21 protein-coding genes and 1 riboswitch are annotated in these 26,344 nt (G+C 63.5%); of the genes, 9 read left to right on the top strand and 12 right to left on the bottom strand.

What is annotated here, in order from left to right:
• Positions 1 to 137 precede the first annotated feature (137 nt).
• From BWP39_RS20765 to BWP39_RS20755, 3 genes are all read left to right on the top strand, one after another.
• Complete coding sequence (locus tag BWP39_RS20765; protein WP_207556997.1) at positions 138 to 2,768, top strand: S9 family peptidase; 2,631 nt, start codon at positions 138 to 140, stop codon at positions 2,766 to 2,768.
• Positions 2,769 to 3,124: 356 nt separating this feature from the next.
• Complete coding sequence (locus tag BWP39_RS20760) at positions 3,125 to 4,264, top strand: acyltransferase family protein (RefSeq protein WP_096723634.1); 1,140 nt, start codon at positions 3,125 to 3,127, stop codon at positions 4,262 to 4,264.
• A 176-nt stretch (positions 4,265 to 4,440) separates the two neighbouring features.
• The gene (locus BWP39_RS20755; protein WP_096726055.1) at positions 4,441 to 6,366 is read left to right on the top strand and encodes an SMP-30/gluconolactonase/LRE family protein; all 1,926 of its coding nucleotides are present in this window, start codon (positions 4,441 to 4,443) and stop codon (positions 6,364 to 6,366) included.
• Here BWP39_RS20755 and BWP39_RS20750 read toward each other — a convergent pair.
• From BWP39_RS20750 to BWP39_RS20730, 5 genes are read right to left on the bottom strand one after another with little or no spacing between them, the layout of a single operon-like run.
• Positions 6,341 to 6,844: a dihydrofolate reductase gene (locus BWP39_RS20750; RefSeq protein ID WP_096723632.1), complete on the bottom strand. Its 504-nt coding sequence runs from the start codon at positions 6,842 to 6,844 to the stop codon at positions 6,341 to 6,343. The two genes, BWP39_RS20755 and BWP39_RS20750, sit on opposite strands and share 26 nt — an antisense overlap.
• A gap of 25 nt (positions 6,845 to 6,869) precedes the next feature.
• Complete coding sequence (locus tag BWP39_RS20745; RefSeq protein WP_096723630.1) at positions 6,870 to 7,496, bottom strand: VC0807 family protein; 627 nt, start codon at positions 7,494 to 7,496, stop codon at positions 6,870 to 6,872.
• A 27-nt stretch (positions 7,497 to 7,523) separates the two neighbouring features.
• Positions 7,524 to 7,997 carry a hypothetical protein gene (locus tag BWP39_RS20740; protein ID WP_096723628.1) on the bottom strand — a complete coding sequence of 158 codons (474 nt, stop codon included), beginning with the start codon at positions 7,995 to 7,997 and terminating at the stop codon, positions 7,524 to 7,526.
• Between the two features lie 46 nt (positions 7,998 to 8,043).
• Positions 8,044 to 8,877 carry a class II glutamine amidotransferase gene (locus BWP39_RS20735; RefSeq protein ID WP_096723626.1) on the bottom strand — a complete coding sequence of 278 codons (834 nt, stop codon included), beginning with the start codon at positions 8,875 to 8,877 and terminating at the stop codon, positions 8,044 to 8,046.
• Positions 8,878 to 8,890: 13 nt separating this feature from the next.
• Positions 8,891 to 9,562 carry a MarC family protein gene (locus BWP39_RS20730; protein ID WP_091006138.1) on the bottom strand — a complete coding sequence of 224 codons (672 nt, stop codon included), beginning with the start codon at positions 9,560 to 9,562 and terminating at the stop codon, positions 8,891 to 8,893.
• Between the two features lie 319 nt (positions 9,563 to 9,881).
• Here BWP39_RS20730 and BWP39_RS20725 point away from each other — a divergent pair, with 319 nt between their 5' ends.
• Together BWP39_RS20725 and BWP39_RS20720 are read left to right on the top strand one after the other, a co-directional pair.
• Entirely contained in the window at positions 9,882 to 10,097 is a 216-nt protein-coding gene (locus BWP39_RS20725) for a DUF3311 domain-containing protein (protein WP_096723624.1), read from the top strand.
• Positions 10,094 to 11,575, top strand: coding sequence for a sodium:solute symporter family protein (locus BWP39_RS20720; RefSeq protein WP_096723622.1), 1,482 nt, complete (start codon positions 10,094 to 10,096; stop codon positions 11,573 to 11,575). The genes BWP39_RS20725 and BWP39_RS20720 overlap by 4 nt, the downstream gene beginning before the upstream one ends.
• A gap of 102 nt (positions 11,576 to 11,677) precedes the next feature.
• On the opposite strand, the gene cobM is transcribed toward BWP39_RS20720, so the two are convergent.
• The 3 genes from cobM to cbiE all read right to left on the bottom strand — a co-directional run bounded on the left by cobM (position 11,678) and on the right by cbiE (position 14,519).
• Positions 11,678 to 12,421 (bottom strand): precorrin-4 C(11)-methyltransferase, encoded by a 744-nt coding sequence (gene cobM / locus BWP39_RS20715; RefSeq protein ID WP_096723620.1) that lies wholly within the window; start codon positions 12,419 to 12,421, stop codon positions 11,678 to 11,680.
• Positions 12,422 to 12,522: 101 nt separating this feature from the next.
• Complete coding sequence (locus tag BWP39_RS20710) at positions 12,523 to 13,263, bottom strand: cobalt-precorrin-6A reductase (RefSeq protein WP_096723618.1); 741 nt, start codon at positions 13,261 to 13,263, stop codon at positions 12,523 to 12,525.
• Positions 13,260 to 14,519 carry a precorrin-6y C5,15-methyltransferase (decarboxylating) subunit CbiE gene (cbiE, locus tag BWP39_RS20705; RefSeq protein ID WP_096723616.1) on the bottom strand — a complete coding sequence of 420 codons (1,260 nt, stop codon included), beginning with the start codon at positions 14,517 to 14,519 and terminating at the stop codon, positions 13,260 to 13,262. Before cbiE ends, BWP39_RS20710 begins: the two co-directional genes overlap by 4 nt.
• 84 nt (positions 14,520 to 14,603) lie before the next feature.
• A riboswitch (cobalamin riboswitch) is annotated at positions 14,604 to 14,780 on the top strand.
• 89 nt (positions 14,781 to 14,869) lie between these two features.
• Between cbiE and cobG the strand changes: the two genes are divergently transcribed.
• Genes cobG through cobJ form a run of 4 tightly spaced genes read left to right on the top strand, consistent with a single transcriptional unit; the run spans position 14,870 to position 19,369 of the window.
• The gene (gene cobG / locus BWP39_RS20700; RefSeq protein WP_235851463.1) at positions 14,870 to 16,294 is read left to right on the top strand and encodes a precorrin-3B synthase; all 1,425 of its coding nucleotides are present in this window, start codon (positions 14,870 to 14,872) and stop codon (positions 16,292 to 16,294) included.
• Positions 16,287 to 16,913: a precorrin-8X methylmutase gene (locus BWP39_RS20695; RefSeq protein WP_096723612.1), complete on the top strand. Its 627-nt coding sequence runs from the start codon at positions 16,287 to 16,289 to the stop codon at positions 16,911 to 16,913. The genes cobG and BWP39_RS20695 overlap by 8 nt, the downstream gene beginning before the upstream one ends.
• Positions 16,914 to 17,645: a precorrin-2 C(20)-methyltransferase gene (locus tag BWP39_RS20690; RefSeq protein WP_096723610.1), complete on the top strand. Its 732-nt coding sequence runs from the start codon at positions 16,914 to 16,916 to the stop codon at positions 17,643 to 17,645.
• Positions 17,642 to 19,369 carry a precorrin-3B C(17)-methyltransferase gene (gene cobJ / locus BWP39_RS20685; protein WP_096726054.1) on the top strand — a complete coding sequence of 576 codons (1,728 nt, stop codon included), beginning with the start codon at positions 17,642 to 17,644 and terminating at the stop codon, positions 19,367 to 19,369. The genes BWP39_RS20690 and cobJ overlap by 4 nt, the downstream gene beginning before the upstream one ends.
• 173 nt (positions 19,370 to 19,542) lie before the next feature.
• On the opposite strand, the gene BWP39_RS20680 is transcribed toward cobJ, so the two are convergent.
• The 4 genes from BWP39_RS20680 to cobW are packed head-to-tail and all read right to left on the bottom strand — an operon-like array spanning position 19,543 to position 26,293.
• A complete protein-coding gene (locus BWP39_RS20680) occupies positions 19,543 to 20,172 on the bottom strand; it encodes a vWA domain-containing protein (RefSeq protein WP_096723608.1) in 630 nt (209 codons plus the stop codon).
• A gap of 47 nt (positions 20,173 to 20,219) precedes the next feature.
• Entirely contained in the window at positions 20,220 to 21,272 is a 1,053-nt protein-coding gene (locus BWP39_RS20675; protein WP_096723606.1) for an ATP-binding protein, read from the bottom strand.
• Entirely contained in the window at positions 21,269 to 25,183 is a 3,915-nt protein-coding gene (gene cobN / locus BWP39_RS20670; RefSeq protein ID WP_096723604.1) for a cobaltochelatase subunit CobN, read from the bottom strand. The genes BWP39_RS20675 and cobN overlap by 4 nt, the downstream gene beginning before the upstream one ends.
• A gap of 6 nt (positions 25,184 to 25,189) precedes the next feature.
• Complete coding sequence (gene cobW / locus BWP39_RS20665; protein ID WP_096723602.1) at positions 25,190 to 26,293, bottom strand: cobalamin biosynthesis protein CobW; 1,104 nt, start codon at positions 26,291 to 26,293, stop codon at positions 25,190 to 25,192.
• Positions 26,294 to 26,344: the final 51 nt, after the last annotated feature.

Genomic DNA, 26,344 nt, shown 5'->3' with positions numbered 1-26,344 from the left:
AACACGAGGTCCGGTTTTCCGGGCATATTGCGCACTCTGCCCGGTCCCCTACGACCGGACTTCGAATTTGACATGTGCTGAAGGCATCGCGCCAGCCACATGCAATACTGCGCGGTGTTACATCGCCCCAAGACTTGATGTCCGCACAATCTGCCACGCATACGATGACCTCTCACTTCGTTACATCCCGTCTCGCTGTTGCCGCGTTCATAGTGTCGCTCACGGCCCAAACTGCATTCGCCCAGGCAACCCCAACGTCGACGACAGCCCCGGCCAGGTCCGCCGCCTCCGCTTATAACCAGCCATCGAAAGCCATTCTCGATGTAATGCTTGCGCCACCGCTGCCGGCACCAGTCGTCAGCCCGAACACCGACCGCGCGTTGCTCGTCACTGCTCAGGAATATCCGTCCATCGGACGAGTGGCGACACCGTTCCTGCGGCTTGCCGGCGTGCGCGTCGAACCCGCCAACCGCAGCCGCCACGACACCCCGGGCGGCTACGGCATCCCCGCGTGCGCGACCCGTTTCGAACTGGTGCCGTTCGCAACCGGCGCCACGCGGCCGATAGCGCTACCTCCCGGCGTCTGCGCGACGCGCCCTCGTTGGAGCGTCGACGGCAAGCGCTTCGCCTTCGAAAACGTAACCGCGCATTCGGTCGACCTGTGGGTCGGCGACGGGGAGACAGGCGCAGTGCGCCGCCTTCCCGGCGTGCAGTTGAATCCGATGTTCGGTGACGATCTGACGTGGATGCCCGATCAGACCTCGCTGCTCGTCAAGATGATTCCCACGCACCAGGGCCCGCCACCGGTTGCCAGCGATGAATCGGTTGGCCCAGGCATCCAGGAATCCGACGGACGGCGCGGCCAGAGCAGCACGTACGAGGCACGCGACACGCTCAGGAACGTCCACGACGAAGCGCTGTTCGATTACTACGCCACCTCGCAGCTCGCACTGGTCGACACACGCACGGCCGCTGTCACGCCGCTCGGGTCGCCCGCATTGCTTGATGACATCGCACCGGCGCCGGACGGGCGGCACCTGCTGGTGTCCACGATCCGCCGGCCGTATTCGTACGTGACGACTGCCGAGCGCTTTCCGCACCATTACACGGTCTGGGACATTGCGAACCGCACACAGATCGCGACTCACCTGATCGTGTCGCGCCCGCTCGCCGACCGTGTGCCGATCTCCGGCGTGCCGCTCGGGCCGCGTGACTTCTCGTGGCGGCCGACCGACCCCGCTACGCTGGTGTGGGCCGAGGCGCTGGACGGTGGCGACTGGAACGTCGATGTGCCCGAGCGCGACAAGGTCATGATGCTGAAGGCGCCGTTCGATGGCGCGCCGCGTGAGCTGACGCGTCTGCATCAACGCTATGCGGGCTTCGGCTGGACCTCGCAACCCAATCTCGCGCTGCTCTCCGAGTACGACAACAACCGTCACTGGCAGCGCACGTTCATGGTCGACGTCGACGCTCCGCAGATCACGCAACGTGTGCTGTGGGATCTGTCGAGCGACGAGCAATATGCAAATCCCGGTACACCGGTCACACGGATGCAACCGAATGGCTTTCGCGTGATCCGTGTCGACGACGGCGCGATCTTTCTCGATGGACAAGGCGCATCGCCCGTGGGCAACCGGCCGTTCCTCGACCGGCTCGACCTCGCGACACTTAAAACAGAACGCCTGTTCCGCAGCGACAAGACTGCCCTCGAGTATTTTGTCGCGTTCACCGGTCAGGGCACGCAGTCGTTCCTGACCTGGCGCCAGACGCCGATCGATCCGCCGAACCTGTTCCAGCGCACACTCGGCGCCCCGGTCGACGCGCCCGCAGGTGAAGCACGCTACGCGTCGAGCACGACCGCCCTCACGCATCTCGTCGATCCGACGCCGGTGGTGCGCCAGATCAAGAAGCGTCTGGTCAAGTACAAGCGCGCCGATGGGCTCGATCTGTCGTTCACGCTGTACACGCCGCCCGGTTATCGCGAAGGCACGCGCGTTCCGGCGATCCTGTACGCCTATCCGCTCGACTATGCCGATGCGGCAACAGCCGGCCAGGTGAGCGGGTCCGAGCAGACGTTCACGCGCCTGAAGAACTACCGGCTGATGCTGCTGGCCGGTTACGCGATTATCGATAACGTGTCGTTCCCGGTCATCGGCGACCCGAAGCACGCCTACGACACCTACAACGAGCAGCTCGTCGCCGACGCCCAGGCGGCGGTCGACGAGGCCGTGCGGCTTGGCGTCGTCGATCCGGACCGCATCGGCGTGACAGGTCATAGCCACGGCGCGCTAATGACTGCCAATCTGCTGGCGCATTCGAATCTGTTCCGTGCCGGTGTGGCAACGAGCGGCTCGTACAACAAGACGCTCACGCCGTTCGGCTTCCAGAACGAACGACGCTCGGTATGGCAGGCGCAAGACGTTTATCTGAAGGTGTCGCCGTTCTTCTACGCCGATCAGTTGAAGACGCCGCTGCTGATCGTGCACGGCATGGATGATGCCAATCCGGGCACTACGCCGCTGCAGTCCACGCTGCTGTACGAAGCACTGCGTGGCAACGGCGGGACGACACGGCTGGTGATGCTGCCGCACGAACCGCACTGGTATTCGGCGCTCGAATCGAACGAGCAACTCGTGTATGAAATGGAGCGCTGGTTCGACCGCTATGTGAAAAATGCGCCGCCGCGGGCTGCTGCTGCAGCATCGAGCGCATCGGGCACGTCCGCAGCGAGCGGCGCAACTGCCACGACTTCTTCACACGCGCAATAACGCAATAAAACTCATCGCACGCCGTTGGCCAGCGCTATCGCGCACCATCGGCGTGCACCGAAAGCCCGGTAAAACGCGCTATAGCGGCTGGCAGAATCTACATCGCATGAACGAAAGATCCGCAGGTCGGTGAAGTCTCGCGCATCGACCTTCATTGAAGGACGTGCGCGTAACCGTCTTTCACGCTATCACCGAACGATGAGACATTCGAGGAACGAGTCTTGCTGACGTCCCCCCGTGTCGCCCCTCAGGGTCCCTCCTCGTTCCGGTGAAAATTCTTTTGGTGCATTACTTCAAATCGACCCTATCCGCCTGGCCGGCATGTCACTGCAGTTGTTCGAGTGGTTGATTTCTCGATGAACAACGGTACCCGGCCCAGAAGCTCATACTTCAAGCAACTCGACGCGTTACGCGGCATCGCCGCGCTAACCATCGTGTTCAATCATCTCTCGATCCTCACTCCGCTTCATTGGGTCTGGAACACACCATTGCGTTTTCTTTTGACCGGTCACGACGCTGTCATTCTGTTCTTTATCATCAGCGGCTTCGTTCTGACGCTTCAACTGACTTCGCGGCGAGGCCCCACCTTTAGTCAATACCTGATCAAGCGGATCTGTCGGATCTACCTGCCGTACGTCGTTGTGCTGGTGTTTACGTACGGTGTGATCAGCGTGGTATTTCACGGCCCCGTTCCCTGGGCAGGCGGGTGGGCCAATAGTGCCTGGGACGGTTCGTTCTCAAAAGATGACGTCGTGAGCCATGTCACGTTCATCGGCAAATACCACGCCGATCATGTCATCCCGGTGATCTGGACGTTGATCTATGAAATGCGCATCTCGCTGTTCTTTCCGCTGGTGGTGTACGTAGCCGCACGCGCGCAGCCCCGCGGTTCGCTTGCGATGGCCATGCTGATATCCGCCGGTGCGTATGTGCTCCTCGTCACGAGGAACGGCGAACCGGCGAACGCCAATTTGCGCGTCGACTGGACCTTGACCGCGCATTACGCCGCCATCTTCATCGTCGGTGCCGTGCTTGCCATTCACCGCGCACGCTGGCAGGCATGGTTGTCCAGTCGCGGTCGCAAGATGGCGGTCCTCGCGGTATCGCTAGCGCTTTACTTTATGTCGAGAGCGATTCCCGGTATCGCGCCCAATGGCGTCGGAGATTTTCTGTTCGATTGGGGATGCGCGGCAGGCGCTGCCGGGATCCTGTGCACATCGATCGCATCAAGCCGCATCACGTCGCTGCTCGAGCTTAAGCCCGTGATGTATTTAGGCTCGCTCTCGTACAGCCTCTATCTCACGCATACGGTGGTGCTGCTCTCGATCATCCATCTGATGCCATCAGCCGATACCGCATGGGTAGCGCTCGCTCTCGCCGCTGCGCTGGTCATTCCAGTGGCGGCTGTCACGTACCACCTGATAGAACGCCCATCGATGATTCTTGGCAAAGCGCTGACCGAGCGAAGCACGCGAGGCGCCGCGCCAACGAGTTGACTTCGACAATGGCTGGCAGCGAGTAGCAATCCACGTTCCTGAAGCGATCGTTTTTCGAATACCCATTCGCGTACCGGTTTGTCACGGGCGCGAATTTTTTTATTGTCAGACGAATATTTTTTTCTCCGATACTGAGCACGCGCCATCGCCCGGCTACAGTCAGGAGAGCATCGATGATGATCACGCAACGCATCTGTTCCGCATCATTTGCTGCAGTGCTGATCGCTACGATCGCCACGATTGCGCCGACATGTCAGGCGCAGCAGTACACCACCGAGTGGATCGCCAACACGTTTGGAACCAGCACCACCTACGTGGGTAGCGCCGCGCGTTCCATCTGGGTCGCGCCCGAAGGGGTCATTTACACGGCTTCGTTCTGGGATGAAAACGAGGGCGGCGTCGCGCTCTACCAGAGTGGCAAAAGCATCGGGGCAATGGGCCTGCACAACGAGTTTCAGGGCAGCGCCATTACCGGCAACGCCACCTCGATCTTCGTCGCCTTGCAGGCGAGCCGGGTGTACGGAAGCGGCGCGGTGGGACGCTACAACCGCACCACGCAAAAGCGCGATGTGCTCATCAACGTCAGCGCCGACACCACCGAGAAACGGGCCGATGTGATCACCGGACTCGCGACATCGGGCTCACAACTTTATGCAAGCGACCTTCCTGGCAATCGGGTCCGCGTCTACACCACCGACGGCGTCTGGCAACAGGACATCAACATCGCAGGCCCTGGCGCGCTCACCATCGACGGCTCCGGCAATCTCTGGATCGCGCAGAAGAGTGCGGGCACGATCGCCGAATTCAGTTCGACTGGCACGCAGTTGAATACCATCCAGATGCCCACTGGCTCGCAACCGTCGGCGTTGTATTTCGATGCGTCGACGGGGTTGCTGATGGTCGGCGACGAAGGGCCCGACATGAACATCAAGGTGTACAAGCTGGCAGGCACACCCTTGCTGGCCAGCACATTTGGTATTCAGGGCGGATATCTCGACAGCACGGCGGGCACCAAAGGTCAGGTCGGCGACAAGCGCTTCACGCGCGTCGCGGGCATCGGCAAAGACGCCGCAGGCAACCTGTATGTGCTCAACAACCCATGGGGCGGCGGCTGGGATCTCGGTCGCAACGGCGGCACCGACCTTCACGCTTACGACAGTCAGGGCAACCCGCAGTGGAAGTTGCAATCACTGAACTTCGAGGGCGTCGCCGCGCCGGACCCGGGGACGGACGGGGCTTACTTCTATAGCGGCACTAACGTCTATAGCGGCACCTCGGGCGGAACCTTTGTCGCGAACACCGTCGATCCGTTCACCTATCCGTCTGATCCGCGCCTCAACATCAACGACACGCAGCGCGACGAACACTTCGGCCAGCTCGTCTCGGTAGGCGGCAACCGGATTCTGGTCGCGTCCGGACAGAACCCCGCGGTCTTCTACCTGTTCCATTTCAACGCGGCGAACGGCTACATCGCGATACCAGATGCCTCGCTTCCGGGTACGGCGTTCAACACGACCGCAGCGGTCACGGCGGGATTTTCTCTCGATAGCAAGGGAGACATCTGGGCCGGTCTCGACCAGACGAACCAGATCTATCACTATCCGTTGACGGGGTTCGACGCCAGCGGCAAGCCGTCATGGGGCCCGGCCATTCCACTGCCCATTCCGGCCAGCGTCCAGCCACTGACGCGCATCCTCTACCTCGCGGAGAGCGACACGATGATCCTCGCGCAAGGCATTATCGGCAGCGCGGACTGGACGTCGATCGGAACGCGGATCGAGGTGTATCACGGCTGGGCCGCGGGCAATATGACTAACCCCAACCCGGTGTTCACTGTCAGCAATCCCAAGTCGATCACGGCAGCCGGCAACTATCTGTTCGCCGGATACGTTCACACCGTGCCCAACATCGATGTGTTCAATCTGACCACCGGCAAGCTCGACACCACACTGATCAACGCCAACTCAAGCAGTGTGAGTGTCGGTAACGACGTCGATTCGATGTATGGCCTCAGAGCGTACCTGCAGTCGACCGGGCAGTATGTGATCACGAAAGATAACTACAACAACGCGAGCATCATCGTGCATCGGTGGACGCCTTGATTGCCAGGGTCCGGTGCACATAGCCGACTGGACCCTCGACCATCACTTCGTCGAGGCACACAAAACCAGCAGGCAATTCCGGAAACCGCGCGTCGCCTTCTGGCGCCAGGTCTACTTCGGTGAGATAGACCCGATCCGCATACGGAAGAAACAGCCGGTAGATCTGCTCGCCACCCGCGATGAATACTTCGTCGCGAGCGTCGCGGGCAATCACGGCTGTCGCCTGCTCCATGGAGGCACACGTTGTCACACGTGGCGCGACGATGGGCACCGAGCCGATCACGAGCACGTCGCGATTCGGCAGCGGTCGCCCGATCGATTCATAGGTCCGTCGACCCATCACGACCAGTTGTCCCTCGGTCAAGTGACGAAAACGCCGCTGTTCGCCGGGAATCTTCCACGGAATGTCGTTGCCCATTCCGATCACCCGGTTCCGGCCCATGGCCGCGACCATCGAAACCCGCTTGCCGCTCAGCATCGTTCGTCCTGTTCCGGCTAACCAACTAGCCAGCCGAGGCCAGACTCGCTCGCTCCCGCATCTTTCGTGCGTACCACATGGTCCACAACGTCAAACCACCGAAGATGCCATAGCCGATGACCGGCGACACCACCAGATAGCGCTCGACAGACCATTGCCATACGAGCCAGCAGCGCAACGCGCACTCCCCTACGAGTCCGATGCCCCACACCCATGTCATCAGGCGGATCGACGCGCGCATCTCCGGCCATTTGCTCCACCTGGCCTCAAAATCTGCCTCGCCGTTCTCGCGTTTCCGTGCCACCGTTGCACGGGCGAGGTAGAAAATTGCCGGCTTGCTGAACATCAGCGACAACAGGAATACCGCGCCTATCGCGCCGGTTACCAACGATTCGCGTATCAGCAGCAGACTCGGACTGCCACCCAACGCCATCATCAGCAGCGACAGGACAATACCGAGCACGACCAGCGCACTCAACGCATCGACCCGGCGCGATTGCGCGAACTGGATCACGCTCCACACGACAGGCGGGACAGCCGATGCATAGAGCGCCCCGACGGGCCCCCAAAGCGGTAGCGCCGTGCGGTACGCGAGCCACGGCAGGAGCAGATTGCACACCAGTTCGACAACGAGACCCGCGCGCATTTTCATGACGTTCCTGTTTTTAAAAGGTTTAGCTCAATTCACGTATTTCTCGATCTCCGCCTTACGCTGCTTGAGCGGCATCAGATCGTCTTCACGAACCATCGGCGGCAATCGGCTCACATCGAGCCCTGCGATCGCGCCTAACTCCACCGCGTATTCATGCAGCCCTTCGAACAACACCGTGTCCTCGAAACTCCGGTCCTGACGGGTATTCTCGTACGTTGAAATTTCGTCCCCGATCGCGGCCAGTCGTGGATCATTCGCGTCCTTGATCTTGCCCGAAAGAACATCGGATTCCGCGGCCTGTAACTCGCCGTAGAGGTGAGCGCCGACAGTGTGCGTCGTCCTCCCTGGGTCGCTCCACGCTGCGTGCCATGTGTAGACCTCAAAGCCGAGCACACCCGCGAGTATCACCACGACAAGCGCCGCGCTAACAGGTATCGATCGACGTCCGGGCGTCTCCCCCTGGAGTGTCTTTCCGAAGTCCTGTGTCATGCGTTCACCCATTCACGGATACATCGATTGACGTGCGTAGAAAGCGGCGCCCGCCCGCCTAACCCGCCTGAGGCCGAAATACGCGCTGCTGGATATCCTCGCCGTGCGCGACGATCGCCGTCGCTTCCGGCACCTCTTCCCACACACCCGGCAGATCGACGAGCGGTTCGGACAACACGAGGTACGCATCGTCGCCCACCGCCTTGATGCGCGGGTCCTCCGGGTACAGCTCGTGCAGATGCCTGAACGACGTACTATGAAACAGCGACCTTGAGTCGGTCTCGCTCGAATAGCGCACCGCGATAATCCGCTCGCCGTCCATCGCACACACGGTCATGGTGATCGGATGCTCGACACCGTGCCGTCTGCCGGTTTCCTCGACGAACCCCACCATCCGTTCGAGCGCACTGACCGGTTCATGTTCGAGCCCGAACGTCAGCGCGAGAAAGAACATCAGTTCCGAATCCGTCGAGCCTTCCATGCCCATGAACAACTCGGGCGCGACCGCCAGTATCAGGTCGCGTCGCACCGCAGGGAAATTGCGGATCGAGCCGTTGTGCACGAAGAGCCAGCGCCCGTGACGGAACGGATGGCAGTTGGTTTCCTGCACTGGTGTGTCGGTTGCCGCGCGAATGTGCGCGACGAAACGTCCGGCACGCACCGCGCGTGCAGCCTCACGCAGGTTGCGGTCGCTCCACGCGGGCTGCACGCAACGATAGCGAAACGGGATGTCGGTTGGATGTCCGTACCAGCCGACCCCGAAGCCGTCGCCGTTGGTCGTGGTCGCGCCGAGGCGTGCATGCAGGCTCTGGTCGATCAGCGAATGCTGCGCCCGGAACAGCACCGTTTCGAGCTGGATCGGGTTCCCCGTGTAGGCAAGCCAGCGACACATGGTCGGTCTCCTCTCAGTTGGCTCCGCGCACGCCGGCAAGCGGTGCGAGAAATTCCGAAACCCCGGTCAGAATGATCTGCACGCCAATGCACAGCAGCAGAAACGCCGACACGCGCAGCGCGACCTTCGTCCCGTCGACGCCGAGGTAGCGCGCGAACACTTCCGCGCGGCTGTAGGTCAGGTAGATCGCGAACATCACCAGCACGCTGATCGACACCGACGCCACCGCCGACATGACGAACTCCGAGAGCTTGTGCGTACGGTTGGCGTTCAGCGCGATCGCGGTGGCAATGGTGCCGGGCCCGGTAGTGAGCGGCATGGTGAGCGGAAAGAAGGCCTTCGATTTCACGTCGTCCGCGCTCAGTTGCTGGACCGCTGCTTCGTCCGGACGCCGGTCGGGCGCGTTAAGCATCTTCCAGCCGCTCACCGCCACCGCCAGACCGCCGCCGATGCGCAGCGCCTCCATCGAAATACCGAAGAAATGCAGGATCGGCGTGCCGACGAAGAACGCCACCAGCAGCACGAAGAACGAGTTGATCGCCACGCGCCGCGCGAGTGCGGTCCGCTCTACGCTGCTGAGCGATTCGGCGCGATCGAGAAAGACGAAAGCCACGCCCACCGGATTGATGATGCTGATGAGTCCGGTGAAGCCGAACAGAATGTCTGGAATAAGGCTATTGATCATGTCGGTGTCGAGTCCACATCGGCTGACCGCTGGCCCGCATCGTCGCTATCGTCAGGATGCCGGCCAGTCGTTTTTTTCTTGCGTCGCAACATGCTGCTGCCCGATGCACGATGCGCCCGGCCGCTCAGTGTAACCGCAACAAATCGTCCGCAGCATTCTGCAACACGGTCTATAAACGGCCGCGGCCGGCGGTGCAACGTCTTTCAACCCCCCTTCACATTTTTGACAACCTTTACGGCGCAGAACCATCCGGCATACAGTCGGGGCCGAAGCCCCGCTTGTTCACGCGATGCTCAACCCGGTTCGAGGAGTTGTCCCTATGTTCCTTCGTCTGCTCGCCGCGCTGCCGTTCATCGGTATCCTGCTCGGCGTTCCGTTCGTCAACCGCGTCGAGCCGCTGGTGTTCGGCATGCCGCTCGTGCTCGCCTGGATCGTACTCTGGGTCGTGCTGAGTGCGGTCATCATGGCCATCGTCTACCGTTTCGATCCCGTCAACCGGCAGCCCGCCGACGCAGCCGCCGAGGTCCGTTCATGAGCAGCGCGCTCGTCATCATCGCGGCCGTCACGCTGTTCGCGCTGTATCTCGGTGTGCGGGCCCGGCGCGGGCACGACATGAATCTCGAACAGTGGACCGTGGGCGGTCGCAGCTTCGGCACGGCCTTCGTGTTCCTGCTGATGGCCGGCGAGATCTACACGACCTTCACGTTCCTTGGCGGCAGCGGCTTCGCCTACGGCAAGGGCGCGCCGGTCTACTACATCCTCGCGTACGCGACGCTCGCGTACATCCTGTCGTACTGGATGCTGCCGCCCGTCTGGCGCTATGCCAAAGCGAACCGGCTCGTGTCGCAGCCGCACTTCTTCACGCGCAAATACGCGAGCCCCGCTCTCGGGGTCCTTGTGGCGCTTGTCGGCGTCGCGGCGCTGATTCCGTATCTGGTGCTGCAGTTGAAGGGGCTCGGCATCATCGTTGCGATCACATCGTATGGCGCGATTTCCTCGAGCGCCGCGGTGTGGATCGGCGCGCTCATCGTCACCGCCTATGTGATCGTCTCGGGCGTGCGCGGCTCCGCGTGGAATTCGGTGGTCAAGGACACACTGATCCTCGGCGTCGTGCTGTTTCTCGGCATCTATCTGCCGATCCACTATTACGGTGGCCTCGGCGACATGTTCCATGCAATCGATACCGCGCGGCCCGGTTTCCTGAGCTTCCCCGCGAAGGGTTCGAGCGTGATCTGGTTCCAGTCGACCGTGCTGCTCACCTCGCTTGGCTTCTTCATGTGGCCGCATACGTTCGGCTCGGTCTTCACCGCGAAAGACGAGCGCATCTTCCGCCGCAACGCGGCTGTCCTGCCGCTCTATCAGTTGATCCTGCTGTTCGTGTTCTTCGTCGGCTTCGCGGCGACGCTGAAAATACCGGGCCTCAAGGGCGGCGACATCGACCTGTCGCTGTTCCGCCTGACGATCCAGACCTTCGACCCGTGGTTCGTCGGTGTGGTTGGTGCCGCCGGCGTGCTGACCGCACTCGTGCCGGGCTCGATGATCCTGACGACCGCGTCGACCCTGCTCGCCAACGACGTGTACCGCGGCGGGCTACGGCGCGATGCATCCGACGCGACCGTGACGCGGATTGCACGCGTACTCGTGCCGGCCGTTGCGCTGGTCGCGGTGGCGTTCACGCTGCACGGCGGAGAGACGATCGTGGCGTTGCTGCTGATGGGCTACAGCTTCGTCACGCAGCTGTTCCCGGCGCTGATCTGCAGCCTTGCGCCGCGCAACCGCGCGACGAAGCAAGGTGCGTTCTGCGGGATCGTCACCGGTGTGGCGGTGGTGGCGGTGACGACGTTGATGCATCTGAGCGTCGGCCAGTTGCTGCCGTTCCTCCCGGACACGCTGAAGGACGTGAACATCGGTTTCATCGCGCTCGCGTTGAACATCATCGTGTTCGTCGTGGTGAGCGCGCTAACGCAGCCGCGGGTGCAGTCTGGGGAAACTGCTGCGCAGACGCGGGCTTAGTGAGCGGTTCGTCGTGAGCCGTTGGTAACTGAGCGTTGTTAGCGCAATGAGCCGCATGCCGTGAACACGGCGTGCGGCTCATTGCACATCGCACCCGGGCACTCAACCCGCCGGCCGTCCCGCATCCTTCGCATACAGCGTCGAATCCGAAAACTTCTCCGCCGTCAGCACCCGACCGACCAGAATCAGCGCGGTTCGCTCGATGTCGGTCGCTTTCACCTTCGCGACGATATCGGCGAGCGTGCCCGACACACGTTCCTCATCGGGCCAGCTCGCGCGATACACCACGGCCACGGGACACGTCGCGCCGTAATGCGGCATCAGTTCATCGACGATGTTCGCCAGATGACGCACACCAAGATGGATCGCCATCGTCGCGCGATGTCGCGCGAGATCGCCCAGCTGTTCGCCGGGCGGCATCGTCGTTTTACTGGCGAAGCGCGTCAGGATCACGGTCTGCGACACGTCCGGCAGTGTCAGTTCGCAACCCAGTGCCGCCGCGACCGCAGCGACCGCGGTGACGCCCGGCACGATCTCGTAAGGCACACCCCGTTCGCGCAGACGCCGGATCTGCTCGCCGATCGCGCCATACAGCGACGGGTCGCCGGAATGCACGCGCGCCACGTCCTGGCCTTTGTCGTGGGCATCGACCAGCAGCGCGACGATCGTGTCGAGATCGAGATCGGCGGTGTTCACGACGCGCTCCGCCGCGTGCCCGTCGAGCACGGCAGACGGCACCAGCGAGCCTGCATACAGAATCACCGGGCAGGTGCGCACGAGACGCTGCCCCTTTACGGTGATCAGTTCGGGATCGCCCGGCCCTGCGCCGATAAAAAACACCGTCATGCCACACTCCGTGATCAGAAAGAATGAATGAATAGGAAGCTGCGATGAGGCAGCGCTCGTCAAACGCTGTGAGCGCTGCGAGGTGTCGCACGCACGTCGTATCAGGGTAGGTTCCGCAGTGCGTGCAGCAGGTCGGCCGGATCGTCGAACTCGCGATCGGCCGCGGGCAACGTGGGGCGCCGCAGGATGATGACCGGCACGCTCCGTTCGCGTGCGACGTCGAGTTTTGCCGAGGTCGCACTGCCCCCGCTATTCTTGCTGATTACGACGTCGAATGCATGTCTATCGAACAAGGCGCGTTCGCCTGCATGCGTAAACGGGCCGCGAGCATCGAGCACGCGCGCGCGGGCATTGACCGGATGGGCGTCGAGACAGCGGATGGTCCACTGCTGGTGCACGGGGATCGCGTCGAGATGCGCAAGCGGTTCGCGGCCCAGTGTGAAGAGTGGCCGCGCAAACGGTGCGAGCAAACCGACGATGCCGTCCCAGTCATCGCACCAGCGCCAGTCGTCGCCGGTTTGCTGCTGCCAGCCTGCGCGCCGCAGCGCCCAGTAACGCAGGTTCGCCGAGCGGCTTGCTGCCGCTGCATTCGCGCTGATCTGCGCGGCGTACGGATGGGTCGCATCGACTACTAACCCGATCCGTTCGTCCAGCAGATAGCGCGCAAGTCCGGCCGCGCCGCCAAAGCCGCCGACGCGCACTGCACAGGCGAGATCGTCGGGTACCTTGCCGAGGCCAGCGAGGCTATAGACGTGGGGGCGATCAGGTTCATTGGTCGAAGGTAACGCGCGCGCGATTCGCAACGCATCGCCGGTGCCGCCGAGCAGCAGGATGCGCGTCATTGAGGTGGTGCGGGACTGACAACCGCCGCAGCAGTCGACACCGCCGGTTCATCGAGTGGCTTGCGGCTATCGAGCAGCGTGACCGGTAACGTCGGCCGCCACGCATCGAAACCGCCCAGTGGCTGCACATGCGCGAGTGCGATGCGCGTCAGCGTGCCGCCATGCGCGTCGCGCCACTCGACCAGCATCGCTTCGCCCTGCACCGTCACCGCGTTCGCCACCAGCCGGCCACCGGGCCGCAGATGAGCCCAGCACGCATCGAGCACGCCCGCCGTCGTGACACCGCCGCCGATGAAAATCGCGTCCGGCGCAGGCAGCCCCGCCAGTGCAGCAGGTGCACTACCCGCGACGAGCTGCAGGCCAGGCACCCCAAGCGCATCGCGGTTGTGCGCGATGAAAGTCTGCCGCTGTGGATCGGCCTCAATAGCGATCGCGCGGCACGATGGATGCGCGCGCATCCATTCGATCCCGATCGAACCCGCCCCCGCACCGACATCCCACAGCAGTTCGCCAGGCACGGGCGCAAGATGCGCCAGCGCGAGCGCGCGGATGTCGCGCTTGGTCAGTTGACCGTCGTTGAGGTAGGCATCGTCGGGCAAACCTGGCGTAAGTGGCCATGCGGATGCGTCGCCGCTCGCGCGGCATTCGAGTGCAACGAGATTCAGTGCCGCGACCTCGCCTGCTTGCCAGGCATCGGCGCGTGCATCGATACGGCGTTCGAGCGGGCCGCCCAGACGTTCGAGCACGATCATCCGGGTTGCGCCGAAACCACGTGCCTCGAGTAGCGCTGCGAGCGCCGCCGGCGACGCGCCGTCGCTGCTCAACACCAGCAGACGCGCGCCATCGTGCAGATGCGCATGCAACGCGGCAAGCGGCCGGCCAACCAGCGACAGCACCGTCACGTCCTGCAATGGCCAGCCAACGCGCGCCGCAGCCAGCGACAACGACGACGGCGCGGGCAGCACGCGCAGTTCGTCGGCGGGAAGCTCACGGGCGAGCGTCGCGCCGACACCGAACAGCATCGGGTCACCGCTCGCCAGCACGCATACCGGCGTGTGCCGATGCGCGAGCAGCGGCGCGAGATCGAAGGGCCGCGGCCAGGACTCGCGACGCGCGCGCAGACGCGCTGGCAACATCGCAAGATGACGCTCGCCGCCCACCACCACCGACGCATCGATGAGCGCGCGCCGCGCCGCGCGTCCCAGACCGGCGAAGCCTTCTTCGCCGATGCCCACTACGGTCAGCCAGGCAGGCATCCCACCATCCTCATCGTCGTTCTCTCGATTGCTCGCCATGGCGCGCCGCATAAGGGCCCCCGGTCATGGCGCTATGGAAAGAAGGCATAATACAGCCTCGCCGGTGCCCTTCGGGGCCGAACAGGGAACACAGTGACACTGTGGCTGCCCCCGCAACTGTATGCAGCGAGTCCGCGCTCCACACGCCACTGGTTCAACCGGGAAGGCTGGTGCGGACGACGACCTGCTAGCCAGGAGACCTGCCGGCCAGACTGTTCGCGCCAGCCATCATCGGGCGGGGTGTACCGATGCCGCGTTTGCCTCCTCGAGGAACAAACCGGGCCGTCGCGCGACGCCAACCCGGTAATCGCTTGAACCACGTTCCGTCCGCTGCTTTGTCTATTGATTCGTCTGGCGCGCCTGCGTCGCCGGTGCTACGTCGCGCGTCGGCGTGTCCGGCGCTTGCGCGTATCGTTGATGCGCGCGACGGCGGATTGTGCCGGATCAGGTTGCCCGGCGGCGTGCTGCATGCGCACGAAGCGGCCGCGATTGCCGAAGCCGCCACGCGGTATGCATCGGGCGTGATCGAACTGACCAATCGCGCGAACCTGCAGTTGCGTGGTGTGAAGGCGGGACACGAAGCCGCGCTGACCGCACGGCTTCTGCAAGCGGGGCTCGGGCCGCAAACATCGGACAGCACGCCCGACACCATCGAGGCTATCGACGGTATCCGAAACGTGATGATCAGCCCGCTCGCGGGTCGCGATCCGCATGCGCTTTGCGACACCTGCGCGCTGGCCACGCAGATTCTCGTGTTGCTGCAAGGCGAGCCGCGTTTCGCGGCGCTGTCGCCGAAATTCGCGCTGCTGCTCGATGGCGGCGAGCGGTTGATGGCGACCGATCATCCGCACGACATCTGGCTCTCCGCCATGCCGGTCGACAAGAACGAGCCGCGCTTTGCGATCGGTTTCGCGGGATGCCCGTCGCTCGACGCAGGCAGCGCACTCGCTACCGTCACCCACACCGACGCGCTGGCGTTGCTGGATGCTCTGCTGCACACCTTCCTGGATCTCGCCGGTCCCGACGACACGCGCATGCGCGACCTGCTCGCTATCCACGACGCGCACACGCTGCTGCAACGTGCCGCCGATCGCGCAGGCATCGCACTGCAACGTGGCTCACAGGTCGACGCGTGGCGCCGCACTCCCACCGATGCAACCTTGCGGCTCGGCGCACATCGGCAACGCGATCCGCAACGATGGTACGCAGGCGGCCAGCCGCTCGCCGGAAGAATCGATGCCGCAACGCTGCGTGATCTCGGCGCGTTGTCTTCACGATATGGCGATGGCTCACTGCGCATCACACCGTGGCAAAGCGTGCTGCTACCGGACCTCGCCACGAACTCAGTTAACGCAGTGCTGGAGAGTTTGCGTGCGCTCGGCTTCGCCTGCGATCCGTCGCATCCGTATGCGGCAATCGTCGCGTGTGCTGGTTCGACAGGCTGTATGAAAAGCGCCGCCGACACTAAAGCGGATGCTCAACAGCTCGCTTCATTACTGACTCACGACAGACCCACTTCGTCCGGCGTTCATCTGACCGGCTGCACGCGATCCTGCGCGGCCGCACATTGCGCGCCGCATACGCTGCTCGCAGTCGCAACCGGTCGCTACGACCTCTACCAGCGCGTCGACTCACCCGACGAAAGCCGCTTCGGCGTGTGCATCGCGCGCCACCTGAGCATCGAACAAGCCGCCGCTCAACTGAATCGCCCAGCCCGGACACCACCCGATGCATGACTACCTTCGCGACGGTCAACAGATCTACCGCCAGTCGTTTGCGACGATCCGCGCGGAAGCCGACCTGTCGCACATCCCCGCGGACCTCGAAAAACTCGCCGTGCGTGTGATCCACGCATGCGGGATGACCGATATCGTCGACGACCTGCAATTCTCCGCAGGCGCGGGCCACGCCGGTCGTGCGGCGCTCGTCGCCGGCGCCACGATACTGTGCGACGCACGCATGGTTGCCGAAGGCATCACACGCGCACGGTTGCCTGCGCGTAACCCCGTGCTCTGCACACTCGGCGACGACGCCGTACCCGAACTCGCGCGACAACTCGGCAATACGCGCTCGGCGGCTGCGCTCGAATTGTGGCGCCCGCACCTGGCGGGCAGCGTCGTCGTGATCGGCAACGCGCCGACCGCGCTGTTCCATCTGCTCGACATGCTCGACGCAGGCGCCCCGCGCCCCGCGCTGATTCTTGGTTTTCCGGTCGGCTTTGTCGGCGCCGCTGAATCGAAAGCGGCGCTTGCGGCGCGTGACAACGATGTGCCATGGGTGATCGTCGCAGGTCGACGTGGCGGCAGCGCGATGGCCGCTGCCGCCGTTAACGCACTCGCCTCGGAGGACGAATAAATGACCCAGGCAGGACGTCTCTTCGGCATCGGCGTCGGTCCCGGCGACCCCGAACTATTGACGCTGAAAGCAGTGCGTCTGCTGCAGGCCGCGCCGGTGGTCGCGTACTTCGTCGCCAAGGGCAAGAAAGGCAACGCCTACGGAATCGTCGAAGCGCATCTCGACGATACGCAACTGCATCTGCCGCTCGTCTATCCGGTTACGACCGAAGCGCTCGAGCCACCGCAGTCGTACGAAGCGATCATTGCGGACTTCTACGACACGGCGGCCGGTGTGGTCGCTACGCATCTGCAGTCGGGGCGCGACGTGGCGGTGATCTGCGAAGGCGATCCATTCTTTTATGGCTCGTATATGTATCTGCACGACCGGCTCGCTACACGCTTCGAGACTGAAGTCGTGCCCGGTGTCTGCTCGATGCTCGGTGGTGCCGCCGTGCTCGGCGCACCGCTCGTCTATCGCAACCAGACGCTGGCGGTGCTGTCGGGTGTGTTGCCCGAACACGAATTGCGGAGGCGGCTCGCGGATGCGGACGCAGCCGTCGTCATGAAGCTCGGTCGCAATTTCGACAAGGTGCGGCGTGTTCTCGACGAACTCGGGCTCGCGCAGCGCGCGCTGTATGTCGAGCGCGCGACGATGGCGAACCAGCGGATCGTGCCGCTCGCCGACGTCGACCCGATGGCATCGCCGTATTTTTCGCTGCTCGTCGTGCCGGGGAAGAAATGGCAAGCATGACGCCACCGGCCATCGTGATACTCGGTGCGAGCGCGCTCGCACTTGCGCGGCGCGTGCAGGCCTGTTATCCGGGCTCGCAGGTACATGGCCTTGCGGAACGTGTTGACGCCGATGTGCGCTATACCGAGCTAGGTACGCATCTGCGTGAACTGTATGCGCGTGGTACGCCGATCGTCGCGTTGTGCGCGGCTGGCATCGTCATCCGCTGCGTCGCGCCGCTGCTCTTGAACAAGGGTGCGGAACCGCCCGTGCTCGCATTGGCAGAAGACGGCAGTGCTGTCGTTCCGTTGCTCGGCGGGCTGGTTGGTGTCAATACGATGGCGCGCGAAATAGCCGCAATGCTTGCGGTTTCGCCCGCCATCACGACCAGCGGCGAGTTGCGCTTCGGTACATGCGTACTGAATCCACCGCCGGGCTACGCGCTTGCAGACCTTGCTCAGGGCAAGCGTTTCGTCTCCGATCTGCTGGCGGGTGAGTCGACACGCATCGAAGGCGATGCGCCTTGGTTCGACGATGCGTCGTTGCCGCGCGCGCCGTCGGCGCGTCTTGCGATTCGAGTGACGCCGTTCGCTGGTGTGGGCGAGTCTGATGATTTGTTGATTCATCCTCGCAGTGTCGTTGCTGCGATCGGTGCTGGGCGCGAGGTTGTCGACGGTGCCACGATCGCAGAACATATTGTTGATGCGCTCGATGTACACAAGCTTGCCCGTTCGTCGCTCGCCATGTTGCTTGCACCGCTCGATCGTATCGGCGATGCTGCGCTTACTCATGCAGCACGTACGCTCGATGTGTCGCTGCGATTCGCTGAATCAGGCACCGACGGGTTCGTTGGCGAAAGCAATGAAATCCATCATCGCCTGCTCGCTGCGGCGTTGCCTGTTCCACACGATGTGCTGCACCGCTCCGGTTCGTCGATTGCACTCGCGGTCGCCGCCGCACCGCTCGATCCCACCCGCGTCGGTCAGGCACGCGGCCGGCTCACGGTGATCGGCATCGGCCCCGGCTGTGCCGAACTGATGGTTCCCGCGGCACGCGACGCGCTGGCCGAAGCCACCGATATCCTCGGTTATGCAACCTACGTGAAAATGGCGGGTCCGTTTCGCGACGATCAGCAGGTACATCGCAGCGACAATCGCGAGGAATTGCAGCGCGCCCGCCATGCATTCGAACTTGCGAGCACGGGCCGTTCGGCCGTCGTCGTTTCGTCCGGTGACCCGGGCGTGTTTGCGATGGCGGCTGCGGTGCTCGAAGCACTCGAAATTTCCGGTAACTCACGCTGGGCCGCAGTCGAACTCAGCATCGTCCCCGGTGTGTCGGCCGCGATGGCGACCGCCGCGCAGGCAGGTGCGCCGCTCGGTCACGACTTCTGCATGCTCTCGCTATCGGACAACCTGAAACCGTGGCCGATCATCGAGGCACGTCTGCGGCATGCAGCCGAGGCCGATCTCGTGATGGCGTTCTATAACCCGATCTCGCATGCGCGACCCTGGCAACTCGACCGGGCGCTCGATATCGTGCGTGCCTATCGTGCGCCGGCGACGCGTGTGGTGCTTGGGCGCGATATCGGCAGACCGGGTGGTGCGCTGACTACTACCACGCTCGGGCAGTTGCGGGCATCGGATGTGGATATGCGCACGATGGTGATCGTCGGATCGTCGACGACGCGGGGTTTTGCTCGTGATGGGGAGCGTGAGTGGGTTTATACGCCGCGGTGGTATGGGTGACTTCGCTGTGTGTTTGAGTCGGGAATCAGCCGTGCTTGAACCATGCTCGATCCGTGTTTGGGCTGGACTCGAACCGAGCCTGAGTCTGGCTTGAGCCCCGCCTGCGCCATGCTTGAGCGACACTAGAGCCGCACTCGCCCCAAATCGAGCCGCGTATAAGCCACGCCGAAACCTCAGCGCTCGATCAAATCTTTGGGCACGCAACATAACGCGCCCCAGGCCTGCGCGAGTTGCGCACATCGTCCGAGGTTCACTCCCGCACGTTCGAAGTCCACGAATACGATCCGATCCGCAGCGGCCGGTCGCACCGGCCAGTCGCGGCTGCGGCCATCGGACAACACCCAGAGCCAGCGCTGCTGCGCAGGCCTGCGGCGAGCCGCACGTTCGAGCAGATGCGCCGCGCGCTGCACACCCAGCGCGAGCGGCGTGCCACCAGCACCGCCAATCGGCCTCAACCAGCGCTCGTTCCACCAGCGCGGCACGGCTGGCCCGAACCGCAGATCAGCGCGTGAACCACCGAAACAGATCAGCGCCGCTTCCGCACGTTCGCGCGCGGCGCGGTCGAACAGCGCAACCAGTAGCCCCTTCGCAAGCGCAAGTTGCGCACCGGCGAGCATCGAAGCGGAGCAGTCGAGCGCGAAGCAATGCAGTTCACCGCTTCGCGATGCCTCGCGCACGAAACGCAGATGATCGGCACGTAGCAGCGCGTGACGTTTCGCGGCGAGCGTCGCGGGCCATGCGATGCGCGTACCCGGTACACCATCGACCGTGCGGGTACGTGTGCGGCTGCGCGTGCCTTGCAACCACCGGAAACCGCTGGGCTGATCAGCGGCGACACCGTTCCGATGGCCTAGCGTTTTTTTGGGGCGAGCGGGATGACGCTTTTGACGTTCGCGATGCCTGCGGGCTCCGGTGGCAGATAACCCCAGTCGCCAGTAGATCCATCGGGCTTCGCGTTCGATGAATCCGGTTGTCCGCTCTCCGTTTGCTTATCGGTGCTTCTAGTAGCCGTTTCCTGCGATGCTGCGTCGACCTCCGATCGCACATCCCCCGCATGTCGTCGATGCAGTAACACCGATGTCGCGACCTGCTCGACATGCGCCACGGTCACCGCCTCCGCACCGTCGAGCGCCGCAAGCGCACGCGCTGCTCGCAGCATCACGAGATCGGCGCGCAAACCATCGACGGCCGCGTCGATGCACAACCGGCTCACGTGCTCGTGTACCGCATCGTCGAAGGACAGCTCCGGCAATGCGTTACGCGCCGCGCTAACCTGTTGCACGATGTCCGACCGCTGCGCTGCATAAGCACGGCGAAACCCGTGCGGATCGAGATCGAAGGCCAATCTTGCCTTGACGATCCGCTGTCGCACCTGCGGATCGAAACAGTTCTCCAGCTCCACCATCAGGCCAAAACGATCGAGCAGTTGCGGCCGCAATTCGCCCTCTTCCGGATTCATCGTGCCCACCAGCACGAAGCGCGCGTCGTGACTATGCGACACACCATCACGTTCGACGGTGTTCACACCACTCGCGGCTGCATCGAGCAACGCATCGACGAGCGTATCGGGTAGCAGGTTGATTTCGTCGACGTACAGCACGCCGCGATGCGCCTGCGCGAGTAACCCGGGCGAAAATTTCACAGCGCCATCGCGCAACACCGCTTCGAGATCGAGCGTGCCGATCAGACGCTCTTCGCTCGCACCGAGCGGCAGCGTGACCAGTTGACCTTCAGGCAGCAGCTCGGCAAGCGCGCGCGCAGCAGTCGATTTCGCCGTCCCGCGCGGACCGCTAACCAGCACGCCACCGATGCCGGGATCGACGGCTGCGATCAGCAGCGCCTGTTGCAGCGGTTGCTGATCGATCAGCGCGGCGAACGGAAAAGCAGGCAGTGACCCATTCATGACCGTGTTCCTTCGATATGTTGCTCGCTCGCCAGCAGATGCTCTTCAAGCTGCGCACGATACGCGCCGGGCTGTTGCCACAAGCCGCGCTGCATCGCTTCGAGCAGTCGCTCGCAGATCGCATGCAAGGCATGTGGATTGTGCTGTTCGAGAAATGCGCGCGTGTCGGCGTCGTTCAGATAGGCATCGGCAACGAGCGCGTACTGATGGTCCGCGACGACGCGAGCCGTTGCGTCGTAGCCGTACAGATAGTCGACGGTCGCGGCAATTTCTGCTGCGCCCTTGTAGCCGTGCCGCTTCACGCCGTCCAGCCACTTCGGGTTGACGACGCGGGAACGGATCACGCGTGCGATCTCTTCATGCAGTGTGCGCACGCGAGGTGCCGCCGGGTTGCTGTGATCGGCGTGATAGACATGGGGCTGCGCGCCGGCAAGGTGGCGCACCGCTGCGGTCATGCCGCCCTGGAACTGGTAGTAGTCGTTCGAATCGAGCACGTCGTGTTCGCGGTTGTCCTGGTTCTGCAGTACGACATCGAGTGCGGCGAGGCGCGTGCCGAAAACGTCGCGCGCTTCAGCGCCGGCACTCTTCTGCGCGTACGCGTAGCCGCCCCATGCCTGGTAAGCATTGGCGAGATCCGCGTCCGTTTGCCATTGGCGCGAGTCGATCATCTGCTGCAAACCTGCGCCGTATGCACCGGGCCGCGAGCTGAATACACGCCAGCCGGCCCGCTGACGCGCCGCTGCCGGATCGAGTCCGCGGGCAATCCAGCTGTCGCGTTCGGCCATCACGCGCGCGCGGATCGGGTTCAGTTCGGGTGGTTCGTCCAGTTCGGCCACCGCCTGCACGGCGGCGTCGAACAGATGCATCACGTTCGCGAACGCATCGCGGAAGAATCCCGACACGCGCAACGTGACGTCGATGCGCGGCCGGTCGAAAGCTTCGATCGGCATGATTTCGAAATCGGTCACGCGATGGCTGCCTGCTGCCCACTTCGGCCGCACGCCGATCAGCGCCATGGCCTGGGCGATGTCGTCGCCGCCGGTCCGCATCGTCGCCGTGCCCCATACGGACAGACCGATCGCGCGCGGATAGTCGCCGTGTTCCTGCAGATGACGTTCGATCAGTTGCTGTGCGGACTTGAGTCCGAGCGACCACGCGGCCTGGGTCGGCACTGCGCGCGTATCGACCGAATAGAAGTTGCGGCCCGTCGGCAGCACGTCGGGGCGTCCACGTGATGGCGAACCACTCGGGCCTGGCGGCACGAAGCGGCCTTCGAGGCCGCGCCGCAGATGACGCATTTCCTGTTCGCCGCACGCGTCGAGGCTGGGTAGCACGCTGTTGCGTAAGCGCGTGAGTACGCGCTCGGCGTGCGGCAACTCGCCCGGTGCCGGTAGCCAGGACGGTACGACTGCGTGTGCAGTTGCATCTACCTTTGTGTCTGCGTTCGCGCTTGCGTCTGTGCTTGCATTTGCGCCTACGTCTGCACTTCCATCCACATCCACGCCCGTACCGTCGCACAACGCCACTAACAACGCAGCAGCCAGCCCCTCAAGCCGCTCACGCGCATCGCCGTTATGCCGCCACGGCGCATCACTCACCTGTTCGAGCAGCGCCGGACGCGGCCCGCTCCACGGTGCGGACCAGTCCGCCGTTAGCGGATCGAACAGATGATCGATCTGCAGGTCACGCGCAAGCGCATCGATCAGACCAGCGTTCGCACCCTGTCCGTCGCCAACCGGAAAGCGGCCAAGTGCGAGCAGCGTGTCACGACGTTGCACCCCCTCCGGCGATTGCCCGAACGTGTGCAGACCATCGCGAATCTGCGCTTCCTTCAACTCGCACAGCCATGCATCGACGCGCGTCAGCACCGCATCTTCCGCATCCTGCCCGACCGGCTCCGCGAGGCTCAGTTCCTCATGCAGCCGATGCTCGACGATGGTCGCGAGGATCGTGCGCCGCAGGAGTTTGGCGCGGCGCGCATCGACCATCAGCGCATCGTAGTACTCGTCGACCTGTCGCTCGAGATCCTGAAGTGGCCCATAGTTTTCTGCGCGCGTGAGCGGCGGCATCAGATGATCGATGATCACCGCCTGCGCGCGCCGCTTCGCTTGGCTGCCCTCGCCCGGATCGTTCACGATGAACGGATACAGATGCGGCAGCGGTCCGAGCACCAGGTCGGGCCAGCAGGTATCGCTCAACGCGACGCTCTTGCCGGGCAGCCATTCGAGGTTGCCGTGCTTGCCGACATGCACGACTGCATCGATGCCGAAATGCTCACGCAGCCAGACGTAAAAAGCGAGATACGCGTGCGGTGGCACGAGGTCCGCATCGTGATAGCTCGCATAGTCGCCTTCGCCGCGCGAACGCGACGGCTGAATACCGACGAACACATTCCCGCAACGCCAGCCGGCGATCATGAAGCGCCCGCGGCGCAGCGTCGGATCGTTCTCAGGCGGTCCCCAGCGAGCATTCAATGCATGGCGCACTTCCTCGGGCAGTTGTGCGAAATGCGCGAGATAGTCGGCGAGCGCGAGACTCTGCAGCGCAGGTCGCAGGTCGCGCACGGCCGGATCGTTGGTGACGCCCTGGGTGAGCTGCTGCATCAACGCGGCGCCATCGGCTGGAAGGTCGCTCACACGATAGCCTTCGTCGCGCAGCATCGCGAGTATGCCGACCACTGAAGCCGGCGTATCCAGACCGACACCGTTACCGATACGCCCTTCGCTCTGCGGATAGTTGGCGAGAATCAGCGCAAGCCGTTTCTCGTCGTTACGCAACTGACGCAGCCGGCACCAGCGCCGGCTCAACTCGGCGACGAACGCGACGCGCTCGGCATCCGGTTGATAACGCACCACATCCACTTCGGTATGCGGACAGCGATACGCGAGCCCCTTGAAACTGATCGCCCGCGTGATGATTCGTCCGTCCACTTCGGGCAGCGCAACGTGCATCGCGATGTCGCGCGAATTGAGACCCTGGTTGTCCTTCACCCAGTCGTCGCGATTGCCGCCGCTCAGGATCACCTGCATCACCGGGGCGTCGCCGGCTAGCGCGAGCGGCTCGGGATCGTCGATTGCGCTCGCGGCGAATGCGGTCGTGTTCAGCACGAGCGCGACGTTGTGGCGCGCACACAGTTGCTGGATCACATCGCGACTCACGGTGTCTTTCAGCGAGGTGATGGCGATCGGCAGTGGATTCAACCCGCGTGCTTCGAGCGCTTCGATCAGCGCATCGAAAACCGCCGTATTGGCCGCCTGCAGATGCGCGCGGTAGAACAGGATCGCGACTACCGGCGCGTGATCGGCTGCACTGTGAGTCTGCCAACGCGTTTGCCACGCTTCGATGGTCGGCAGGTCGTGCTGCGGGTGATAGAGCGTGGCGGCTGGCAGCGATCGCGGCAACGCGGGCTCACTGCCCCAGCTAAACGCCTGCCAGGCGATGCAGCGCAGAAACGCCTCAGCATTCTGCGGACCGCCTTCGCGCAGATAGCGCCACAGCCGTTCGCATAGCGCGGCATCGGCGGTGCTTTTGGCGACGAGGTTCGGGTCTTCCTGGAGATCGCCGGAAAACATCGCCAGCAGTTGCCCACGCCTCCCGGCAAGCGCCACTACCTGTTCGATGCCGTACGGCCAGTACGCTTCGCCGCCCAGATGGTCGACCACGACAACGCGCGCATGTTGCAGCACGTCGTCGACATAGAAATCCACCGATGCGGGCTGGCGCAGGTAGGTCACGTTGGCGAGCCGTACGCTCGGGAAATCCGGGCCGAGCCGCGTTACTACGCTTGCAAGTAGCGACAGCGTGGTATCGGCGGAGCTGAGTACCACGATGTCCGCGGGCCGCTGGTCGATCCGGACAACGCCCGCTGTATCGTCGACAAAACCGCCCGGCGTAGTGCGCAGCAGATGCATGGCGCGTCAGGCCCGCTGTGCTTCCGCGTTTACCGCGGGGTTCAGCGCAGCATCGAACGCACGTTGCAGTGCGACCTGGTCGAGATCTTCGCCGATCAGCACGAAGCGGCTCTTCTGCGACTCGTTCGCTTGTTCGTCCGCGCACCAGCGCCGATCGAAGTAACTGTCGAAGCGGCGCCCCACACCCTGCACGACGAGCCGCATCGGTGCGCCAGGCAGCGCCGCGAAACCTTTCACACGATAGATGGTGTGTGTTTCGACAAGCCGCTGCAACGCGGCGATCGTCGCCTCATGCGATAGCGCCGTACATTCGACCACCACCGAATCGAAGTCGTCGTGGTGATGATCGGGATCGTCTGCAGAACCATGATGATCGTGCCGCAGATGAATCGTGGTTTCCGACGCCGCTTCGAGCCCGAGCAACGCATGCAGGTCGAGCTGACCGTTCTGCGCGCGGACGACCTTCACCTGCGGTGGAATCTCCTCACGGATCAGTGCTTCGACAGCGGCCTGCTGCGCGTCGTCGAGCAGATCGGTCTTGTTGAGAATCACCAGATCGGCGGAAGCAAGCTGGTCTTCGAACAGTTCGTGCAGCGGCGATTCATGGTCGAGATTCGGATCGGCCTTGCGTTGTGCGTCGACGGCGACGGGGTTGTCCGCGAACTGACCGCTCGCGGCAGCGGGTCCATCAACCACGGTGACGACGGCGTCTACCGTGAAGTTGTTCTTGATCGTCGGCCAGTTGAACGCCTGCACGAGCGGTTTCGGCAACGCGAGCCCTGAGGTTTCGATCAGCACATGATCGATCTGCTCGCGCCGTTCGAGAAGCTGCTCCATGACCGGGAAAAATTCTTCCTGCACCGTACAGCACAGGCATCCGTTCGCCAGCTCGTAGACCTGGCCCCCCGTTTCGCGCCCGTCCTCATCGCAACCGATACCGCAGCCCCTGAGAATCTCGCCGTCAATGCCGAGTTCGCCGAACTCGTTGACGATCACCGCAATGCGCAGGCCGCCTGCATGTTGAAGAATGTGTCGCAGCAGTGTCGTCTTGCCGCTACCGAGAAAGCCCGTGACGATCGTGGCGGGAATCTTGCGCATCTGTGTCTGCATCGCTGCTCCGTGGTGGCGGTGAGGGATTCGCCGACAACCCGCGTGTGTCCA

Source organism: Paraburkholderia acidicola (assembly GCF_002362315.1).
GTDB classification, from domain to species: domain Bacteria; phylum Pseudomonadota; class Gammaproteobacteria; order Burkholderiales; family Burkholderiaceae; genus Paraburkholderia; species Paraburkholderia acidicola.
The sequence above is the reverse complement of the archived record's forward strand: the minus strand, read 5'-3'. Positions and strand labels throughout refer to the sequence as shown.

Bases quoted from the DNA above. Each gene is read 5' to 3' on its own strand.
- cbiE (WP_096723616.1), bottom strand. From the start codon at position 14,519: ATGCCTGCCTGGCTGACCGTAGTGGGCATCGGCGAAGAAGGCTTCGCC.
- cobM (WP_096723620.1), bottom strand. From the start codon at position 12,421: ATGACGGTGTTTTTTATCGGCGCAGGGCCGGGCGATCCCGAACTGATC.
- BWP39_RS20745 (WP_096723630.1), bottom strand. From the start codon at position 7,496: ATGAAAATGCGCGCGGGTCTCGTTGTCGAACTGGTGTGCAATCTGCTC.
- BWP39_RS20750 (WP_096723632.1), bottom strand. From the start codon at position 6,844: ATGCTGAGCGGCAAGCGGGTTTCGATGGTCGCGGCCATGGGCCGGAAC.
- BWP39_RS20755 (WP_096726055.1), top strand. From the start codon at position 4,441: ATGATCACGCAACGCATCTGTTCCGCATCATTTGCTGCAGTGCTGATC.
- BWP39_RS20765 (WP_207556997.1), top strand. From the start codon at position 138: ATGTCCGCACAATCTGCCACGCATACGATGACCTCTCACTTCGTTACA.
- cobW (WP_096723602.1), bottom strand. From the start codon at position 26,293: ATGCAGACACAGATGCGCAAGATTCCCGCCACGATCGTCACGGGCTTT.
- BWP39_RS20725 (WP_096723624.1), top strand. From the start codon at position 9,882: ATGTTCCTTCGTCTGCTCGCCGCGCTGCCGTTCATCGGTATCCTGCTC.
- BWP39_RS20730 (WP_091006138.1), bottom strand. From the start codon at position 9,562: ATGATCAATAGCCTTATTCCAGACATTCTGTTCGGCTTCACCGGACTC.
- BWP39_RS20675 (WP_096723606.1), bottom strand. From the start codon at position 21,272: ATGAATGGGTCACTGCCTGCTTTTCCGTTCGCCGCGCTGATCGATCAG.
- BWP39_RS20690 (WP_096723610.1), top strand. From the start codon at position 16,914: ATGACCCAGGCAGGACGTCTCTTCGGCATCGGCGTCGGTCCCGGCGAC.
- BWP39_RS20760 (WP_096723634.1), top strand. From the start codon at position 3,125: ATGAACAACGGTACCCGGCCCAGAAGCTCATACTTCAAGCAACTCGAC.
- BWP39_RS20740 (WP_096723628.1), bottom strand. From the start codon at position 7,997: ATGGGTGAACGCATGACACAGGACTTCGGAAAGACACTCCAGGGGGAG.
- BWP39_RS20735 (WP_096723626.1), bottom strand. From the start codon at position 8,877: ATGTGTCGCTGGCTTGCCTACACGGGGAACCCGATCCAGCTCGAAACG.
- cobJ (WP_096726054.1), top strand. From the start codon at position 17,642: ATGACGCCACCGGCCATCGTGATACTCGGTGCGAGCGCGCTCGCACTT.
- BWP39_RS20710 (WP_096723618.1), bottom strand. From the start codon at position 13,263: ATGACGCGCATCCTGCTGCTCGGCGGCACCGGCGATGCGTTGCGAATC.
- cobN (WP_096723604.1), bottom strand. From the start codon at position 25,183: ATGCATCTGCTGCGCACTACGCCGGGCGGTTTTGTCGACGATACAGCG.
- BWP39_RS20695 (WP_096723612.1), top strand. From the start codon at position 16,287: ATGCATGACTACCTTCGCGACGGTCAACAGATCTACCGCCAGTCGTTT.
- BWP39_RS20720 (WP_096723622.1), top strand. From the start codon at position 10,094: ATGAGCAGCGCGCTCGTCATCATCGCGGCCGTCACGCTGTTCGCGCTG.